Source organism: Mycolicibacterium grossiae, from assembly GCF_008329645.1.
Taxonomy (GTDB): Bacteria; Actinomycetota; Actinomycetes; order Mycobacteriales; family Mycobacteriaceae; genus Mycobacterium; species Mycobacterium grossiae.
Window position 1 is genome coordinate 1537098 of record NZ_CP043474.1, and the last position, 17146, is coordinate 1554243.

19 protein-coding genes are annotated in these 17146 nt (G+C 69.4%); 8 read left to right on the forward strand and 11 right to left on the reverse strand.

What is annotated here, in order from left to right; all coding sequences use genetic code 11:
* The first annotated feature begins 41 nt into the window (after nucleotides 1–41).
* On the forward strand, nucleotides 42–974 hold the full coding sequence (locus FZ046_RS07425) for an aldo/keto reductase (protein ID WP_211372285.1): 933 nt from the start codon (nucleotides 42–44) through the stop codon (nucleotides 972–974).
* A 128-nt stretch (nucleotides 975–1102) separates the two neighbouring features.
* On the opposite strand, the gene FZ046_RS07430 is transcribed toward FZ046_RS07425, so the two are convergent.
* Together FZ046_RS07430 and FZ046_RS07435 are read right to left on the reverse strand one after the other, a co-directional pair.
* A complete protein-coding gene (locus FZ046_RS07430; RefSeq protein WP_070355400.1) occupies nucleotides 1103–1444 on the reverse strand; it encodes a heme-binding protein in 342 nt (113 codons plus the stop codon).
* Nucleotides 1445–1476: 32 nt separating this feature from the next.
* Complete coding sequence (locus tag FZ046_RS07435) at nucleotides 1477–1719, reverse strand: hypothetical protein (RefSeq protein ID WP_083298495.1); 243 nt, start codon at nucleotides 1717–1719, stop codon at nucleotides 1477–1479.
* 310 nt (nucleotides 1720–2029) lie between these two features.
* Here FZ046_RS07435 and FZ046_RS07440 point away from each other — a divergent pair, with 310 nt between their 5' ends.
* From FZ046_RS07440 to FZ046_RS07455, 4 genes are read left to right on the forward strand one after another with little or no spacing between them, the layout of a single operon-like run.
* Nucleotides 2030–2590, forward strand: a complete 561-nt coding sequence (locus tag FZ046_RS07440) for a hypothetical protein (RefSeq protein WP_070355401.1) — start codon at nucleotides 2030–2032, stop codon at nucleotides 2588–2590.
* Nucleotides 2591–2619: 29 nt separating this feature from the next.
* Nucleotides 2620–3015, forward strand: coding sequence for a nuclear transport factor 2 family protein (locus FZ046_RS07445; protein ID WP_246182927.1), 396 nt, complete (start codon nucleotides 2620–2622; stop codon nucleotides 3013–3015).
* 16 nt (nucleotides 3016–3031) lie between these two features.
* Nucleotides 3032–4357 (forward strand): Dyp-type peroxidase, encoded by a 1326-nt coding sequence (locus FZ046_RS07450; RefSeq protein ID WP_070355411.1) that lies wholly within the window; start codon nucleotides 3032–3034, stop codon nucleotides 4355–4357.
* Nucleotides 4354–5361 carry a hypothetical protein gene (locus FZ046_RS07455; protein ID WP_070355403.1) on the forward strand — a complete coding sequence of 336 codons (1008 nt, stop codon included), beginning with the start codon at nucleotides 4354–4356 and terminating at the stop codon, nucleotides 5359–5361. Before FZ046_RS07450 ends, FZ046_RS07455 begins: the two co-directional genes overlap by 4 nt.
* 12 nt (nucleotides 5362–5373) lie before the next feature.
* On the opposite strand, the gene FZ046_RS07460 is transcribed toward FZ046_RS07455, so the two are convergent.
* The 5 genes from FZ046_RS07460 to FZ046_RS27315 all read right to left on the reverse strand — a co-directional run bounded on the left by FZ046_RS07460 (nucleotide 5374) and on the right by FZ046_RS27315 (nucleotide 10914).
* The gene (locus FZ046_RS07460; protein ID WP_070355404.1) at nucleotides 5374–6678 is read right to left on the reverse strand and encodes a hypothetical protein; all 1305 of its coding nucleotides are present in this window, start codon (nucleotides 6676–6678) and stop codon (nucleotides 5374–5376) included.
* 106 nt (nucleotides 6679–6784) lie between these two features.
* Entirely contained in the window at nucleotides 6785–7267 is a 483-nt protein-coding gene (locus FZ046_RS07465; RefSeq protein WP_070355405.1) for a hypothetical protein, read from the reverse strand.
* Nucleotides 7264–9609 (reverse strand): molybdopterin oxidoreductase family protein, encoded by a 2346-nt coding sequence (locus tag FZ046_RS07470; RefSeq protein WP_070355412.1) that lies wholly within the window; start codon nucleotides 9607–9609, stop codon nucleotides 7264–7266. Before FZ046_RS07470 ends, FZ046_RS07465 begins: the two co-directional genes overlap by 4 nt.
* A gap of 41 nt (nucleotides 9610–9650) precedes the next feature.
* Complete coding sequence (locus tag FZ046_RS07475; protein ID WP_070355406.1) at nucleotides 9651–10400, reverse strand: ZIP family metal transporter; 750 nt, start codon at nucleotides 10398–10400, stop codon at nucleotides 9651–9653.
* Nucleotides 10401–10497: 97 nt separating this feature from the next.
* Nucleotides 10498–10914, reverse strand: coding sequence for a hypothetical protein (locus tag FZ046_RS27315; protein WP_170292370.1), 417 nt, complete (start codon nucleotides 10912–10914; stop codon nucleotides 10498–10500).
* A gap of 201 nt (nucleotides 10915–11115) precedes the next feature.
* Between FZ046_RS27315 and FZ046_RS07485 the strand changes: the two genes are divergently transcribed.
* The 3 genes from FZ046_RS07485 (at nucleotide 11116) to FZ046_RS07495 (ending at nucleotide 14807) form a co-directional block, all read left to right on the forward strand.
* On the forward strand, nucleotides 11116–12438 hold the full coding sequence (locus FZ046_RS07485) for an alpha-hydroxy-acid oxidizing protein (RefSeq protein WP_070353889.1): 1323 nt from the start codon (nucleotides 11116–11118) through the stop codon (nucleotides 12436–12438).
* Between the two features lie 74 nt (nucleotides 12439–12512).
* On the forward strand, nucleotides 12513–13694 hold the full coding sequence (locus FZ046_RS07490; RefSeq protein ID WP_070353890.1) for an acyl-CoA dehydrogenase family protein: 1182 nt from the start codon (nucleotides 12513–12515) through the stop codon (nucleotides 13692–13694).
* A gap of 6 nt (nucleotides 13695–13700) precedes the next feature.
* Entirely contained in the window at nucleotides 13701–14807 is a 1107-nt protein-coding gene (locus FZ046_RS07495; RefSeq protein ID WP_070353891.1) for an acyl-CoA dehydrogenase family protein, read from the forward strand.
* 3 nt (nucleotides 14808–14810) lie between these two features.
* Here FZ046_RS07495 and FZ046_RS07500 read toward each other — a convergent pair whose 3' ends face one another.
* From FZ046_RS07500 to FZ046_RS07515, 4 genes are all read right to left on the reverse strand, one after another.
* Nucleotides 14811–15107 carry a thiamine-binding protein gene (locus FZ046_RS07500; RefSeq protein WP_070353944.1) on the reverse strand — a complete coding sequence of 99 codons (297 nt, stop codon included), beginning with the start codon at nucleotides 15105–15107 and terminating at the stop codon, nucleotides 14811–14813.
* 38 nt (nucleotides 15108–15145) lie between these two features.
* On the reverse strand, nucleotides 15146–15601 hold the full coding sequence (gene cynS, locus FZ046_RS07505) for a cyanase (RefSeq protein ID WP_070353892.1): 456 nt from the start codon (nucleotides 15599–15601) through the stop codon (nucleotides 15146–15148).
* A complete protein-coding gene (locus tag FZ046_RS07510) occupies nucleotides 15598–16446 on the reverse strand; it encodes a formate/nitrite transporter family protein (protein WP_070353893.1) in 849 nt (282 codons plus the stop codon). Before FZ046_RS07510 ends, cynS begins: the two co-directional genes overlap by 4 nt.
* A 127-nt stretch (nucleotides 16447–16573) precedes the next feature.
* Nucleotides 16574–17101, reverse strand: a complete 528-nt coding sequence (locus FZ046_RS07515) for a hemerythrin domain-containing protein (RefSeq protein ID WP_070353894.1) — start codon at nucleotides 17099–17101, stop codon at nucleotides 16574–16576.
* Between the last annotated feature and the right edge of the window lie 45 nt (nucleotides 17102–17146).

Genomic DNA, 17146 nt, shown 5'->3' on the forward strand with positions numbered 1-17146 from the left:
TCGGTCAGGGCCTGCGGGTGTCGGCCATCGGATTCGGCGCCATGGGCATGTCCCAGGGTTACGGACCCAACCCCGGCGACCGCGACGAGATGATCGGCGTGCTGCGCCACGTCGTCGAGACCGCGGGCGTCACCTTCATCGACACCGCCGAGGTGTACGGGCCCTACGTCAATGAGGAACTCGTCGGCGAAGCGCTTGCACCGCTGCGCGATTCGGTGGTGATCGCCACGAAGTTCGGCTGGGACATCCAGGACGGCAAGATGGTGGGCACCGACAGCCGACCCGACCAGATCCGCCGAGTCGCCGACGCGTCGCTGCGCCGGCTGAACGTCGACGTGCTCGACCTCTTCTATCAGCACCGGGTGGACCCGGACGTCCCGATCGAGGACGTCGCCGGCACCGTCGGTGAGCTGGTCGCGGCCGGCAAGGTACGGCACTTCGGACTCTCGGAGGCGAGCGCCGCGACGATCCGCCGGGCGCACGCGGTGCACCCCGTCACGGCGGTGCAAAGTGAATACTCCCTGTGGACGCGTGATCCCGAGCCCGAGGTGCTGCCCGCCTGCGCCGAACTCGGGATCGGATTCGTGCCATTCAGTCCGCTCGGCAAGGGCTTCCTCACCGGCACCGTCGACAGCTCGACCACCTTTGGCGCCGGAGACATCCGATCCACCATTCCGCGCTTTGCCGGCGACAACATCGACGCCAACGCGGCGTTGGTCGCCCGGGTCCGGACGCTGGCCGATTCCCGCGGCGCCACGCCCGGTCAGATCGCGCTGGCGTGGCTGCTGGCCCAGCAGCCGTGGATCGTGCCGATTCCGGGCACCCGGCGGCGGGAGCGCGTCGACGAGAACTCGAGCGCCACGACGGTCGCCCTGTCCGCGGACGACGTCGCCGACCTCGATGCGCTCGCCTCCCAGGTCGGGGTGCACGGCGACCGCTACAACGCGACCGGCATGGCAATGATCAACCGCTGACGATCAACCGCTGACCTACGGCCAGCACGATCAACCGCTGACCTACGGCCAGCACGATCAACCGCTGACCTACGGCCGGCACGATCAACCGCTGACTGTTCGACCTCCGAGACGGCGAACTCGCTGTCTCAACCCATCGGCATGTCCGGGACCGGTGCGTCGCACCGGTCCCGGAAGTCGGCCGCCGCTTGGCGGACACCCCGGAGTTCGTCACGCACCTGAGGATTGGCTTCCATGTAGGCCTCGAGTGCGGAGCGCATCTCCTCCCGCGGCTTGCCCTTGAGGCTGGTGAAGAAGTCGTTGACTTCAGGGTGGGTGAACAAGTAGGTGGAGGTTCCGGCCGAGACGCCGGACATGACGCCGGCGAGGTCGGCGGCGGTGCAGTTGGGTGGGTCGGCGGCCGCCGTGCCTGCTCCGACAATGGCCGTGCCGACACCAAGTGCGGCGCACGCGAGAGCGCGGATGAGCATGGACGGACTCCTTCTCGAAAGATGGGTGGATGTCAGCGCGGCCCGATGCCGCCGGGCCGGCCCCCGCCGGGACGGCCGGGGCCGGGATCGATGATGATGTCGAGTCCCCAGTCGTCGCCGCAGTACCAGGGGTCAGGGCAGTAGGACGGGTAGTACGGCCCCGCCGTCGGCGGCGTGGGGCCGCCGCCGCGAACGGTTCCTTGCGCGCAGACGTATGCTCCGCCCGCGTTGGTGCAGTCGGCGGACGCGGGCGGGGCGAGGGATGGTGACGTCACAGCGAAGAGAGCAGCCGCCGCCGCACCGAGTGCGGCGGCGGTCCGTGGTGGTCTCATGGTCGTCCCCTCACGCGTTCGGTCGACCGCATCGCCGACGATGCGGAGACCCGGATGGACGTCACGATAGCTCCGATGAGCGCGACGGCCAGCAGAATGAACAATTCAAGATCAAGTTCGTCGGCCTAACTTTTGATGTGTCAAATAACCTCGTACGCAACCACATTGACGGTTTCGTCATCCGTTGATCTCGGCCACGGACGCGCGGTGGCGCTGCTACATTTCGCGGTACGACACGAGTGAGAGGCACGCCATGGCGCCGCATGCGCAGGACTGGACGAAGCCCGCCGCGATGGCCATCCCGCCGGAGGGGTACTTCGAACTCGAGCGTGGCCGCTACGGCCCCACCTTTCCGAGAACCCCTGCCTGTCATGGTTTCTCGATCATCGCCAAGGTGAAGGAGGGTCGCGAGGACGCCATTCGCGCATACGGCACGACCATCGAGGACGCGATCAAGGAGAGCCCCGACGCACTGGCCCCACTGCGGTTGCACTACCTGCGCTGGATCCTCTTCGACGTGGGGTCGGGCTTGCACTTCCAGTACCAGGGCATCTTCGACACCGACTTCGACAAGTACACCGAGGATGCCGTGCAGCTCTTCAGCGCCACCGGCATCACCACCGTCTTCACGAACCTCGAGGGCTTCCCCGAGGACTGGAAGGAGAACCCGACCGCGTTCATCGAGTTCGTCCGCGCGCATCAGGTGCCGAGCTTCCTGGAGTACGGCGAGTATCCCTACGTCACGGCCGACGAGATCAAGAAGGCGCTGCGGCTCAAGGCGGCGTTCTCAACGATGCTCGATCAGATGCAATGACTCGACCAGAGGCGAAGACTCCGCCAGAGGTGACCGGCGAACCTTTGCGTGCGGTACGCGGCTACATCGATGCCTTCAATGCCGGCGACGTCGACGCCATGGCCAACGCGTGCACCGCGACGATGTCGATCCTCGACGGGATGCCGCCGCACGTGTGGCACGGACCGAACGCGACACGTCACTGGCATCGCGACGTGCTCGACGAGGGCCTCCGCCACGGAGCGTCGGGGTATCACGTGACGTTGGGCGAGCCGCACCACGTGGACGTCGCGGGCGACGCGGCTTACGTGGTCCTCCCGGCCACCATGACGTTCGACGCCTCCGGAGTGGCGAGGACGCAGGACGGTGCGGTCTTCACGGTGGCGCTACGCCGTGAGGCGCACAGCTGGCTCGTCGCCGCCTGGGCGTGGGCCAAGGGCCGTTAGTCAGGCGGGTTGCATGATGCTCGAACTCGACGACATTCAGCACATCCTGTTGACGAGGACGCCGGCGTTGACCGGCCGCTACGAGTTCCTTTCGTTCGACACGCCGGAGGGCGGACGGGCGTGGTTGTCCGCGCTCCTGCCGACCACGCAGTCCGCCGCGGACGCCGTCGACACCATGGACGAGAGCGACAGGTGGGTGACACTCGCCTTCACCTGGCAGGGACTGCGCGCGCTCGGCGTGCCGGAGGACGACCTGGCGACGTTCCCCGATGCCTTCCGGGAGGGCATGGCGTCGCGGGCGAGCATTCTCGGCGATACCGGTGCCGCCGCCCCAGAACACTGGCTGGGCGGGTTGGCAGAACCCGCGTTGCACGCCATCGCCATCCTGTTCGCCCGTGACGAGGAACGATCGCAGCGGTCCATCGCCGAACACGACGCACTGCTCGCCCGCACTCCCGGCGTCCGGAGCCTGTCGCACCTGGACCTGAACGCCACACCGCCGTTCAACTACGCGCACGACCACTTCGGCTTCCGTGACCGGCTGTCCCAGCCGGTCATGAAGGGCTCCGGGGAGGAACCGACGCCCGGCTCCGGCGCACCACTGGAACCCGGCGAGTTCATCCTCGGCTACCCGGACGAGGACGGACCCGTCGCCAACCTGCCGCAGCCCGAGGTGCTCAGCCGCAACGGCAGCTACATGGCCTACCGGCGGCTCGAGGAGCACGTCGGCGCCTTCCGAGACTTCCTGCGAGAGAACGCGGACTCTCCGGAGGGCGAGGAATTGCTCGCGGCGAAATTCATGGGCCGGTGGCGCAGCGGCGCCCCACTGGTGCTGGCCCCGGACTGTGACGATCCCGACCTGGGCGCGGATCCGCAGCGCAACAACGACTTCGATTACGGCACGATGGACCCCTTCGGATACGCCTGCCCGCTCGGATCGCACGCCCGCCGACTCAATCCGCGCGACACCGCGCACTACATGAACCGGCGCCGGATGATCCGCCGCGGCGCGACCTACGGCCCGGCACTTCCGGAAGGAGCGCCCGACGACGGCGTCGAGCGCGGTATCGCCGCGTTCATCATCTGCGCGGACCTGGTGCGCCAGTTCGAATTCGCACAGAACGTGTGGATCAACGACGAGACCTTTCACGAACTCGGCAACGAGCACGATCCCATTGCGGGCACGCAGGACGGCACGTTGGACTTCACCGTGCCGAAGCGGCCGATCCGTCGGGTACACCGAGGCATCCCCGCCTTCACCACGCTGCGCGGCGGCGGCTACTTCTTCCTGCCGGGCATGCGCGCGTTGCGCTACCTGGCGGGCGAGGAGGCATTCGCATGACCGCTGCACGGACGTACAACCAGTCGCACGTCCGTCGCCCCGCTACTGGCGGGCGTCGGCTCTCCATCTACTGGACGTGGAGCTATCCCTGGGAAGCGCAACGGGATACCGCGGCGATGGAGAACCGCTTCTCGACCATCACCGAAGTACGCAACGTCGCCTGGCCGGCCTATGAGACACCCGAATACGACGCCGCGAACTTCCTGCAGGGGATCGCCGGCACGCTGGAACTCTTCCACCGGTCGACGCTCGACTTCCAGCACCTGGCCGAAGAAGCCACCGGGCACCCCGTGGCCGTCTACCAGCGCACGGATCAGGCCGGGTACCGCTGTCCGATCGACGAGCGGATCCTCGCCGACACCGACACGCTGCTGGTCTTCGGGCTCGATCATCTGCCGTCCGAGCAGGAGGCGTCCGTCGACGAAGTCCAGGCCCTTCGGGCATGGCTCGCGCGAGAGGGCAACTGCCTCATGCTGGCGCCCCATCACGACGTCGGCTTCACCGACGACGTCGAACAACGCCAGCTGGAATATCGCCATCACGGGGACCGGCTGGTGCCGCGGCGTCAGCGATTCGGGCGGTACACCCGGTCCCTGATGTCGGCCCTCGACGTACCGGTGCACAACACGTGGGGGTTGCGCCCCGCCGTCGTGGACGGTACGTCGGAGATCGCACCGCTCAACGCATTTCATGACCTCGACGACCTCGGCTTACTGCGTTCGGTGCCGACGCTGAACTTCCACCCGCATCTGCCGCACTACGCGCTGACTGCGCCGGAGGGCCCCGCGTTGCGCGTGCTCGGCCGTCAGCGCGTCGACCCCAACCGGCCGCACCCCTTCACCGCTGCCGGTGACACCGAGATGAACGCGCTCATCTGGATGCCGCCGAACGGCACCCGCGCCGCGGACATCGTGCTGCTCGACTCGACGCACTTCACCACGCTGTTCGGCGGAACCGACAGCTTGCGCACGCTGTGGCGCAACATCGCGCTGATGCGCCGCTGACGCGTCCGCTGCTCACGTCGCGTCCGACGAGTCCGACGTGTCCTTCGTGTCCTTCGCGTCCTTCTGAGTGTCGCCGGCCTTGCTCGGATGACCGCCGTCGCCCGCGCCGGGAGAGGCGTCGTTCGACGGCTTGTCGGCGTCGGTGGACTGCGCGGCCGTACTGCCCTGCGGCGCCGTGGTGCCCTGCGAGCCAGTCGTCGTGGCGTTGCTCGTGCCGTTCGGCTTCTCCGGGGTCGCGTTCTTCGGCGCCACGGGCGGTTCCGAGAGGCCGTCGACGTCGGAGGGCTCGACCGGTTCCGTGCCGGACGACGGAACGACGTCGTGGGTGGCATCCGACGGCAACGACGGGTCGATGACCGCACCGGCGCTGCTGGACGTCATGGTGTCGGACGTGGTGCTGTCGGCCGTCGCGCTGTCGGGCGTGGTGCTGTCGGCCGACGGCGTCTCCTGAGGCAGACCGGCGGCGGACCGTGGCACCGAGCCCAGGGTGACCAACGAGGCATCCACCTCCGGGACGCCGGCGGCGTCCGGTGCAGAGCGTGCGGCGAATGTCGACGGCGGCGAGACGTTCGGTGCGGGGTCCTCGAAGGGACTCGGCGGCGGGTTCGTCGCCAGAGCCGTCGCGATCCCGAGCTGCGCTGCCTCGATGCCCTCGACGATCAGGCGCGCTCCGTCGCCGAGCGAGGCGAAGAAGTCCTTGGTCCCCTCGAGAGCGGCGTCGACGATGTTCCCCAGGTTGAGCGTGAGGAATGCGGCGACGAGGTTCTGCGAACCTTCGATGAGCGACGTCACGACGCCGTTGCCGGCGGCGAGGAAGCCGTTTGCGACGTCGATCCACGCCTTCGGGACGGCGGCTTGCAGTGCCGCGTTGACGAGATCCGCCTTCTGATTGCGCCAGATCACGGACTCGAGGAGCGGCTCGCCGACGGCGACGACGGCATCACGGACGGCGAGGGCGAACGTGTTGAACGCGCCGACGAAGTCGAGCGCGAGCGCCTGCCGAACGATCGCGACCGTCACTTCCGGTATGGCGGCCACCGACTGCACGACGCCTACGCCGGCCTTGCCCAGCCCGGCGAGGTAGACGGCCCAGTTGGCCGCCCAGTTGCGGAGCGACTGCCGCACGACGGGAAGGGTGAGGATGTAGGGCAGCTCGAGCGCGGCCAGATCGACCGCAGCGACCCGGCTGACGGTCTGCGCTGCGGCGAGGTCGAACCGACTCGGGGTGGGGATCGGGGACACCGGCGTCAAAGCAATGGCGCTCGCGCCGATCAGCGCGATTCCCGATGTGACGGCTGGGCGCAGGGTGACGTACACGGTCGGCCTCCTCGTTGAGTCCTGTCGAGTGGCTGTGAGGTTAGACCGTCGTGATCTTGGTGAGACGTGTTCGGACGAAATCGTGTCGACGTCTCGACCGGTTGCTTCAGGACGCAAGGACCTGCGGTGACAACTCCTTCAGCATCGCGTTCGCCCAGCGCATTTGCCGCAGCGTCTGCGGATGGCAGCGGGTGGTGACGTCGAGCAGGTCGAGGTCCTTCGCCGCCTGGGCTCCTTGGCCGAGCAGCTCCCAGTCCAGCGACACGCCCGCCGCCACGCGGTGGATGCGGCGCAGATCGGCCAGCAGCAGCATCGCCGGTTCGCGACGTCGGCGGACCAGGTCGGCGATCCGCTCCTCGACTGCCCGCCGCAGGGCGAACCGCCGAGAACTCGTCCGCAGGTGCATCCCGTGACGGCGGCCGTGCTCGGCGAGCAGCGCCACGTGTTCCTCGCTCCACCCGGCCAGGTCGTCGGCGAGGTGGCTGATGTCCTGGTCGGCGTGGTGCCGGGCAGACACCGTGCGTAGCTCGTGTGCGAGACGTCGTTCACTGCGGTGTAATTCGGCGACCGCCAGGCCGAGCTTGCTCACGAGCCTGCACCCACGCGACGCACGGCCGCCGCGGCCGTCTTGAAGATGGGTTGCTTGGACACCGGATCCCAGTCGGTGAGTGTGAGTTCGTTGGCGGCGCGATGGTGGCCATCCCCGTCGGCAATCCCGTCCCCGTCGCGGTCCCAGTAGCCGTAGTGGAAGGGCAGGAACACCACTCCGGGCCGGATGGCGGTGATGCGCGCCGCCGCGAGGACGCAGCCGCGCGGGGTGCGTATCTCCAGCATGTCGCCTTCGGCGACGCCGAGGCGCTGCGCATCGGTCTCGGCGATCTCCGCCCACACCTCGGGTGCCGCGGCCTGGAGCTGCGGTGTGCGTCCCGTCTTGGTGCGGGTGTGGAAGTGGTACACCGTGCGCCCCGTGATCAACCCGAAGGGGTAGTCGGCAGACGGCCGTTCGTGTGCCGGAACGTACTCGGCCGCCTTGATGATCGCCCTGCCGTCGGGGTTCATCGCCCGGTATTCGGTGGGTTCCAGCGGTGCGCCGGTGATGAGGTCCTTGCCGTAGGTCTCGCAGTAGTCGGGGTGGGCGAAGAACGTGCCGTCGGCGTACAGCCGCTCGGTGCCGTCGGGGTGCTCGTCGGTGCAGGGCCACTGGATGCCGCTGCCCCCGCGAAGGGCGTCGTAGCTCAAACCGGTGTAGTCACACGGTCGTCCGGCGCTGCACCGCTGCCACGCCGCGAAGGCCTCCTCGGGGGTGTTCCACGGCGGCAACGGTTCTCCGTCCCGGTCGCGGAAGTCCATGCGACGGGCGTAATCAAGAAAGATGTCGAGGTCGGGTCGCGCATCCCCGGGTGGGTCGACGGCCTTGTCCGAGAGGTGCACCGTGCGATCGGCATTGGTGAACGTTCCCGTCTTCTCGCCCCACGCGGCAGCGGGCAGGACGACGTCGGCCAGCTCGGCGGTCTCGGTGCGAAAGGCGTCCTGCACCACGAGGAACAGCCGGTCCTGGGCGAGGATGCGTCGGATGCGCGCCAGTTCGGGTAGGGACACCGCGGGGTTGGTCGCGGTCACCCACAGCATCCGCAGCGTCCCCTGCTCGGCGTAGCGGAAGATCTGCATGGCGTGCGTCGGCGGCGCGTAGTGAGGGATCTGCGCGGCGTCGAGATTCCACAGCTGCGCCAACTGCTCGATGTGGGCGTCGTTGGCCCAGTTGCGGAACCCCGCGAGATCCCCGTCGGCGCCGCACTCGCGGGTGTTCTCCGCCGTGGGCTGGCCGTTCATCTGCAGGACACCGCACCCCGGCTTGCCCAGCATGCCGCGGACGAGGTGGACGTTGTTCACCTGGACGGCGGCCGCCGTGGCTTGGTGGGACTGATAGAAACCCTGCAGCACCGTCGACAGCAGGCGCCGCGCGGTTCCGATGATCTCGGCTGCCCGGCGCAGGTCCGCGGCGTCGACGTCGCAGATGCGCGCCACCCGCTGCGGCGGGAATTCCGCGACCCGCTTGGCGAGTTCGGCGTAGCCGATGGTGTGGGCGGCCACGTAGTCGTGGTCGACCCAATCGTGGGCGAGGATCTCGTGCAGCAGCCCGTTCATCAGTGCGACGTTGGTGCCGGGCAGCGGCGCGAGGTGCACGGTGGCCTGCCGGGCCACCGGTGTCGGGCGGGGGTCGACGCAGACGATCGCCGGCGGGTTCGGTCCGGCGAGCCGGTCGAGCATACGCATCCACAGCACCGACTGCGTCTCGGCGACGTTGTGACCGAACAGCGCGATGACGTCGGCGTGGTCGACGTCGGTGTAGGAGCCGGGCTGGCCGTCGCACCCGAAGGACTCCTTGAGCGCCTCGGCCGCCGTCGCCGTGCACAGCCGGGTGTTGCCGTCGACGTGGTTGGTGCCGATGGCGCCGTGGGCGATGACGGCCTGGGTGTAGTACTCCTCGAGGAACAACTGACCGGAGGTGTAGAAACCGATTGCGCTGGGCCCCTGTTCGGCGAGCAGCGCCCGGCTGTGGGCGACGACCGCGTTCATCGCGGTATCCCAGTCGGTCTCGACCAGCCGGCCGTTGCGGCGGATCAGTGGCGTCGTAAGCCGGTCGGCCGCGTGGTTGGCCTGCCAGCCGAACAGATCCTTGGCGTCGAGCCGCCCGTGATTGACCCGGTCGACCGCCCGCCCGCGGACGCCGACCATCCGCCCCTTCGCGACGGCGATGTCCAGCCCGTCGCCGTTGGAGTGCAGCACCGCCGCGGACTGCACCCACCGCTCGACGTGTTGCGGATGGACGCCGTCGAGCAGGTACTCGTCGACGCGCTGCGGCCACGGGTCGCCCGGTCCGTACGGCGTGCGTTCTCCCCACGGTTCGGCGATGCGGTCGGTCACGGCCACCTCCTCGCCCAAATCCCCGGCGGCGGTCTACCCACTGCGGCTCAGGACATGCGCTCGATGGCGAAGGCGGTGAGGAAGCCGACCGTGGTGATCATGCCGGTCAGGACGTGGGTCCGTTCGAAGGCCTCCGGCACCATCGTGTCGGCGATCATCGTGAGGATCGCGCCCGCGGCGACGGCCGTGATCACGGCGATGACGAACGGCGAGGCATCGGCGAGCGCGAGGTAGCCGATGCACGCCGCCAGACCACTCATCACGGCGATGCCGATCCAGACGCCGAAGACGTACCGCGCACTGCGGCCGGCCTGCTTCATGCCCGCAGCGCTGGACAGTCCCTCGGGCAGATTCGAGATGAAGACCGCCGCGAGGACCGGAAGCCCGACACCAGAGCCGCCGAGCAGCGACACGCCCAGCACCACCGACTCCGGGATGCCGTCGAGCAGCGCGCCGATGGCGATCGCGGCGCCGCTGCCCTGGTCCTGCTCCTCACTGGGCTGCCGGTCGGACCGCTTGCGGTGCCGGGCACCGCGCCGCGCCAGGGCGACGTTCGCGGCGACGTAGGCCCCAGCACCGCCCAGGAAGCCGAGCGCGACGGCCAGCAGGCCGCCGGCTTGCTCAGCCTCGTCGACCAGGTCGAACGCAAGCGCCGAGATGAGCACCCCGGCGCCGAACGCCATGACCGCCGCCACGACGCGGGGCGGCACCCGCACCCACCACGCGATCGCCGCGCCGACGACCAGCGCTCCGCCGGCCACCAGGCCCCACCAACCCGCTGCCAACCATCCGGGCATGACACCTCCTCCAACGACGAGTTGAGGTGCCCTCGACGAGGGCACCTCAACCGTCGTGTGACGAAGTGCTGCGGACCGCGGGGCCGCAGCGGCGGGGTTAGCCGCCCGTGCCGACGCAGATGCCGCCGGCGCACGCACCTGCGCCACCGGGGCCGGCACCCGCGCCCGCGCCCGGGACGCCCGCGGTCGCACCGCCGGGGCCTGCGCCCGCACCCGCACCCGGAACGCCCGCGCTCGCGCCGCCCGGACCGGCACCGGCGCCGGCACCCGGCACCGAGGCGCTCGCGCCGCCCTCACCGGCACCGGCGCCCGCACCCGGGGCCGTGGCGGAGGCGCCGCCCTCACCGGCGCCGGCACCCGGCGCAGGGGAGGTCTCGGCCGGGGCGGCCGGAGTCGTGGTCACCGTCGTCGCGGTGGTGGTGGCCGTCGTGCTGGACGTCGTGCTCGAGGTGCTCGACTCGTCACCGCTGTCGCTGCCACCGCAGGCCGCGGTCAGCGTGCTCAGGGCGATCACGGCGGCGATCCCTGCAGCGGCAGAGAATCGACGGGTCGTACGGCGTTCGGTCATCGTGTGTCCTCGATTCGTTGTGCAGTAGACGTACCGAAGCGGCTAGTACCCCGTGTCGCGTGGATCGAAGCACCGATCCACGACGAATGTGCGCCGGTCGCCGTTCACAGCCATCGATCAGGGGCGACCCTCTACCGTGGCGAAGCGATGACCACACCAGATCCCGTCCCGCACCCCGGACGCGAACGCCAGGAGGACGTCTACCGGGCCGGCGTCTTCGGGCACCGGCCCACCGTCCCGACGAACTTCACCGCGCTCGAACGGCTCGCGCGCCGGCGGATGTCGGACCGGGCCTGGGCCTACGTCGCCGGTGGTGCCGGTGAAGGCGCCGGCATGACCCGCAACCGCGAGGCGCTCGACCGGTGGGCCATCGTCCCGCGGGTGCTGCGCGACACCTCGCGCCGCGACCTGTCGGTGGAGGTGTTCGGGCGCCGCCTGCCCGCACCGGTGCTGCTCGCGCCCGTCGGCGCAGCCGGGCTGATCCGACCCGATGCCGACGTCGACATCGGTGCCGCGGCCGCGGCCCTGGGCGTCCCGTACGTCTTCTCCAACCAGGGCTCCGCCCCGATGGAGGACGTCGCGGCCGAGATGGACCGCGTGGCGGCCGCGCGCGGGGCCGACGCCGCACCGCGCTGGTTCCAGCTCTACTGGTCGACCGACGACGACGTCGTCGCGAGCTTCATCCGGCGGGCGGAGGCCATCGGCGCCGACGCCCTCGTCGTCACCCTGGACACCACCCAGCTGGGGTGGCGGCCGCAGGACCTCAACCTCGGGTCACTGCCGTTCACCCAGGCCATCGGCATCGCCCAGTACACGTCCGATCCCGCCTTCCGCTCGTCGGTGCGCGACCGCATCGCCGCCGCGAAGGCCGCCGGGCAGCGCCCGGAGGTCGAGGTGACCGTCGGCGCGGTACGGACGCTGCTGTCGCTGGCCCGGCACGTCCCGGGCAGCTTCTGGCGCAACCTCGTCTCTCCGGTTCCCCGGGCGAGCGTGGAGACGTTCCTCGACACCTACTCGCGGCCGTCCCTGTGCTGGGCCGACATCGAGGGGCTGCGCCAGCGCACCCGGCTGCCGATCGTGCTCAAGGGCATCCTGCATCCCGACGACGCCCGCCACGCCGTCGACCTCGGCGTCGACGGCATCGTCGTCTCGACGCACGGCGGCCGCCAGATCGATTCGGTGATCGGCGCCGCCGATGCGCTCGTCGACGTCGCCGCGGCCGTCGACGGCCGGGCGACGGTGATCCTCGACTCCGGGGTGCGCGGGGGCGCCGACGTGTTCAAGGCGCTCGCGCTGGGCGCCGACGCGGTGGCCATCGGTCGCCCGCACGTCTACGGCCTCGCGGTCGACGGGCGGCGGGGCGTCCAGAGCGTCGTCGAGAACGTCATCGCCGAGTTCGACATCACGATGGGCCTGGCCGGCATCACCTCGCTCGCCGAACTCGACGCCGGGGCCCTGCGCCGGCTCTAGGGGAGCCCGGGCGAGTGACCGACCGGTTAGTGGGGTAGACATCAACCCGCAACGACGGAAGGACCGAGGCTGCCGTGAAACTGGCTCTGAGCGACGACGACGTCGCGTTCCGCGAGGAACTCCGGGAGTTCATCGCCACCGAGATCCCGGCGGACGTCCGCGAACGGGGGAGGGCGGGGCACCCCCGGTTCCCCGACGACATCGTCACCTGCCAGCGGCTGCTCAACGCGCGCGGCTGGGCCGTGCCGGGGTGGCCGGTCGAGTGGGGCGGCCAGGACTGGACGCCGATCCGCAAGCAGATCTGGGCCGACGAACTGCAGATGGCCGGCGTGCCCGAACCGCTCGCGTTCAACGCCAGCATGGTGGGTCCGGTGATCGCGCAGTTCGGCTCCGAGGACGTCAAGAAGCGCTTCCTGCCGCCGACTGCCAACCTCGACATCTGGTGGTGCCAGGGGTTCTCCGAGCCGGAGGCCGGCTCCGACCTCGCCTCGCTGCGCACCACCGCCGTCCGTGACGGTGATGACTACGTCATCAACGGGCAGAAGACGTGGACCACACTTGGGCAGTACGCGGACTGGATCTTCGTCCTCGCCCGCACCAATCCCGACGCACCCAAGCGGCAGGCCGGAATCTCCTTCCTGCTCGCCGAGATGAACACGCCCGGCATCACGCTGCGGCCCATCAAGTTGATCGACGGCGGCTACGAGGTCAACGAGGTCTTCTTCGACGACGTCCGGGTCCCCGCCGACCAGCTCGTCGGCGAGGAGAATGCGGGCTGGACCTACGCCAAGTACCTGCTGAGCCACGAGCGGTCGGGCATCGCCCGGATCGGCATGACCAAGCGCTGGCTGGTGCAGGCCAAGCAGCACGCGGCCCAGGTGCGGGTGAACGGTGCGTCGCTGCTCGAGGACCCGCTGTTCGCGGCCCGCGTCGCGGAGCTGGAGAACGAGGTGCTAGCGCTCGAGATCACCCAGCGCCGGGTGGGCGGATCCGAGGCGGACGGCAAGCCGAACCCGGCATCCTCGATCCTCAAGCTGCGGGGCAGCCAGCTGCAGCAGGCGGCCACCGAGCTGCTGCTGGAGGTTGCGGGGCCGGACGCCGTCCCGAGCGTCGCCGGAGACGCCGCCGAGACCGACGATCTGGCATGGGCCCACGAGGCCGCGCCGCATTACCTCAACTACCGCAAGACGTCGATCTACGGCGGGACCAACGAGGTCCAGCGCACCATCATCGCCTCGACCATCCTGGGACTGTGAGCTGACATGGACTTCGACTTCACCGAAGAACAGCAACTGCTGGCCGACACCACGCGCGAGCTGCTGTCCCGCGGGTACGACATCGAGAAGCTGAACGCGGTGCTCGAGAGCGACCTCGGCTGGAACCGCAAGATCTGGCAGCAGCTGGCCGAGTTGGGCGTTCTCGCATTGGGATTCGAGCCCGAGGAGTCCGGCCCGCTCGAAGCCATGGTGGTCCTCACCGAGATCGGCGCGCGGCTGGCGCCCGAGCCGGTGCTGGAGGCCGCGCTGATCCCGGGCGGTCTCGTCGCCGAACTCGGCAACGACGCCCAGAAGGCCATCCTCGACGAGGTCGCCGCCGGCACGAAGCTGCTGGCGTTGGCCTACCTCGAGCCGGGGATGCGGCTGCCGCAGGACGAGCTGTCCACGAAGGCCAGCCAGCAGGGCGACGCGTGGACGCTGAGCGGGACGAAGAGCGCCGTGGCAGCCGGTGATTCGGCCGACACCCTCCTTGTGACCGCCGCGTTGCCCGACGGCAGCGTCGGGCTGTTCCTCGTCGACGGCGCGGCGACGGGCCGTCGTCCGTATAGGACGGTCGACGGCCACCGCGGGGCCGTCGTGGACTTCGACGCGGTGCCGGCGGAGCCACTGGGGTCCGGCGGGGATGCCTCGGACGCCGTCTCCCGGGCGCTGGTGCGCTACCAGGCGGGACTGTGCGCCGAGGCGGTGGGCGCGATGGCCGAAGCGCTGAAGCTGACGACCGAATACCTGAACGCGCGCAAGCAGTTCGGTGTGCCGCTCAAGACGTTCCAGACGCTGACGCACCGCGCTGCCGACATGTACGTGTCACTGGAACTGGCGCGCAGCATGACCTTCTACGCGACGATGTCGCTCGCCGACGGCAACGTCGATCCGGCGATCGCCTCGCGGGCCAAGCTGCAGGTCGCACGCTCCGGGCGACACATCGCGCAGGAGGCCATCCAGCTGCACGGCGGCATCGGCGTCACCGCGGAGTACCCGGTCGGGCACTACGCCGCCCGTCTGACGGCCATCAACAACACCCTCGGCACCGGTGACGATCACGCACGGCTGCTCAGCGGCGGCATCGGCGGATACGAGGCCGTGGCGCTCTGAGCCTCAGCCGAGCGCGTCCTCGATGCGCTGGACCTTCGCGGTGAGCTGCCCGGTGTGCCCGGGGCGGATGTCGGCCTTGATGACCAAGCTGACGCGTGGCGCGACGGCGGCGACGGCGTCGACCGCCTGCTTCACGACCGCCATCACCTCGTCCCATTCGCCTTCGACGTTGGTGAACATCGCGTTGGTCTCGTTGGGCAGCCCGGATGCGCGCACGATGCGAACCGCCTCGGCCACCGCGTCGCCGACGCCGCCGGTGTCGTCGGTGGTCAGGGGACTGATGCTGAAGGCCACGATCATGGCTCCAGTGTCCTCCCCGGCGACCTCCGGGGGACCGGCTACTCCGGCGCGGCCGTCCACGCGTACGGCAGGAACTTGCCGTCGAGCGTGACGACGACGCGATCGCCGTCGGGATGCGGCTTGCGCTGCACGTCGATGCTGAAGTTGATGGCGCTCATGATGCCGTCGCCGAAGTCCTCGTGGATGACTTCCTTGATGGCACCGCCGTAGACCTGCAACACCTCGTAGAACCGGTAGATCGTCGGGTCGGTCGGCACCGCGGTCGGCAGACCGCCGCGCATCGGCACGGCCGCCAGCACCGGCACGACGGCGGGGTCGAGGCCGAGCATCTCGACGAGGACCTCAGCCGCCTCGACCGGCACCGGGTGCTGCCCGAGCAGCGCGGCGACGGTCCACAGCACCGGCTTGTCGACGGCGTCCGCGAGTCGCTGCCAGGTCAGCCCCGTTGCCAACCTGGCAGCGAGGATCTCGGCGGTCACCTCGTCGCGTGTCATGCGCTCGCCTCGGCGGGAAGCCGGAAGTCCTCGGCCGCGGGCCGTCGCTCACTCGCGGTGCGGGCGTGCGTGGCGTACAGCGTCAACCCGACGAACGTCAGCCCACCCACGAGATTGCCGACCACCGTGGGGATTTCGTTCCACACCAGATAGTCGGCGATCGAGAAGTCGCCGCCGAGCATGAGTCCCGACGGGAACAGGAACATGTTGACCACCGAGTGCTCGAAGCCCATGTAGAAGAACAGCATGATGGGCATCCACATCGTGATCACCTTGCCCGACACGGACGTCGACATCATCGCGGCGACGACGCCGGTCGACACCATCCAGTTGCACAGGACGCCGCGGACGAACAGCGTGAGCATCCCCGCCGCGCCGTGGTCGGCGTACCCCACCGTCCGGCTGGCGCCGATCTCCCCGAGGCGTTGGCCGACCTCGTTGGGATCCATGGTGAAGCCGTAGGTGAGGGTGATGGCGATCATGACCGCGACGGTCAGCGCGCCGAGGAAGTTGCCGAGGAACACCAGGCCCCAGTTGCGCAGCATCGAGCCGACGGTGACGCCGCGGCGCTTGTCGAGCAGCGCCAGCGGCACCAGGGTGAAGACGCCGGTGAGCAGGTCGAAACCCATGAGGTAGAGCAGGCAGAAGCCCACCGGGAACAGCACCGCGCCGAGCAACGCGTTGCCGGTCTGCACGGTGATCGTCACGGCGAACGCGGCGGCGAGCGCCAGGATGGCGCCTGCCATGTAGGCACGCAGGACGGTGTCCCGCGTCGACATGAAGGCCTTCGCCTCGCCGGCGTCGACCATCTTGGTCACGAATTGTCTGGGGTCCACGTACGACATGCGGGCTTCTCTCTCGTCTCGAACGTCCGGCCAGCATGTCGGGTGGCCGTGACGTCGGTGTGAATCGGCTGAGAGGTTCGTGTCACGTTCGTCTCACGCGCGGGCGGGTGCCGCTGTGAGGACGCGCTCAGGGGGAGTGCTGCTCGATGTAGGCGTCCGCGTCCTTGCTGGACTCGTCGATGCCGGTGATGGATTCCCGCTCGGCGTAGAACCGCAGCCACTGCATGCCCAGCTCGTGGCGGAGTTCCAGCGACGCGCTCTTGATGAAGTCGGGCATCGCCTCGCGCTCCTCCTCGTCGAGGTGCTCGCCGTTCTCCGTGCGCGCCTTCAGGACTGCGTCGAACCACTCCGGGGTGCCCACGCGGTGTTCGCGCGACGCCTTCACCGCCTCGCGGATGGCGTTGTGATCGGTGATGGCGTCCTCGGTCTCGTCCTCCGGGTCACCTTCGGGGTTGCCGCGGACGTCGCGTCCACCGTGCTTCAGCAGTGCGGGGTAGAACACCGTCTCCTCGGCGTCGGCGTGCGCGTCGAGGCGCGTACCGAGGAGGTCCCAGATCGCTGCGAGTTCCTCGTCGGTCTTCGCGTCGTCGAGCCGGAAGAACTGGCGGCGCAGCCAATCGTGATCGGCGTAGACGAGTTCGATGATGTCGGCCATGCGCCGCAGCGTAACCGCATCACGCCTCCGCAAACCGGTAGTTCA

Excerpts from the sequence above, each read along its gene's own strand:
- FZ046_RS07455 (WP_070355403.1), top strand. The coding sequence starts at position 4,354 with ATGACCGCTGCACGGACGTACAACCAGTCGCACGTCCGTCGCCCCGCT.
- cynS (WP_070353892.1), bottom strand. The coding sequence starts at position 15,601 with ATGACACGCGACGAGGTGACCGCCGAGATCCTCGCTGCCAGGTTGGCA.
- FZ046_RS07495 (WP_070353891.1), top strand. The coding sequence starts at position 13,701 with ATGGACTTCGACTTCACCGAAGAACAGCAACTGCTGGCCGACACCACG.
- FZ046_RS07485 (WP_070353889.1), top strand. The coding sequence starts at position 11,116 with ATGACCACACCAGATCCCGTCCCGCACCCCGGACGCGAACGCCAGGAG.
- FZ046_RS07450 (WP_070355411.1), top strand. The coding sequence starts at position 3,032 with ATGCTCGAACTCGACGACATTCAGCACATCCTGTTGACGAGGACGCCG.
- FZ046_RS07475 (WP_070355406.1), bottom strand. The coding sequence starts at position 10,400 with ATGCCCGGATGGTTGGCAGCGGGTTGGTGGGGCCTGGTGGCCGGCGGA.
- FZ046_RS07510 (WP_070353893.1), bottom strand. The coding sequence starts at position 16,446 with ATGTCGTACGTGGACCCCAGACAATTCGTGACCAAGATGGTCGACGCC.
- FZ046_RS07515 (WP_070353894.1), bottom strand. The coding sequence starts at position 17,101 with ATGGCCGACATCATCGAACTCGTCTACGCCGATCACGATTGGCTGCGC.
- FZ046_RS07425 (WP_211372285.1), top strand. The coding sequence starts at position 42 with ATGGGCATGTCCCAGGGTTACGGACCCAACCCCGGCGACCGCGACGAG.
- FZ046_RS07440 (WP_070355401.1), top strand. The coding sequence starts at position 2,030 with ATGGCGCCGCATGCGCAGGACTGGACGAAGCCCGCCGCGATGGCCATC.
- FZ046_RS07430 (WP_070355400.1), bottom strand. The coding sequence starts at position 1,444 with ATGCTCATCCGCGCTCTCGCGTGCGCCGCACTTGGTGTCGGCACGGCC.
- FZ046_RS07500 (WP_070353944.1), bottom strand. The coding sequence starts at position 15,107 with ATGATCGTGGCCTTCAGCATCAGTCCCCTGACCACCGACGACACCGGC.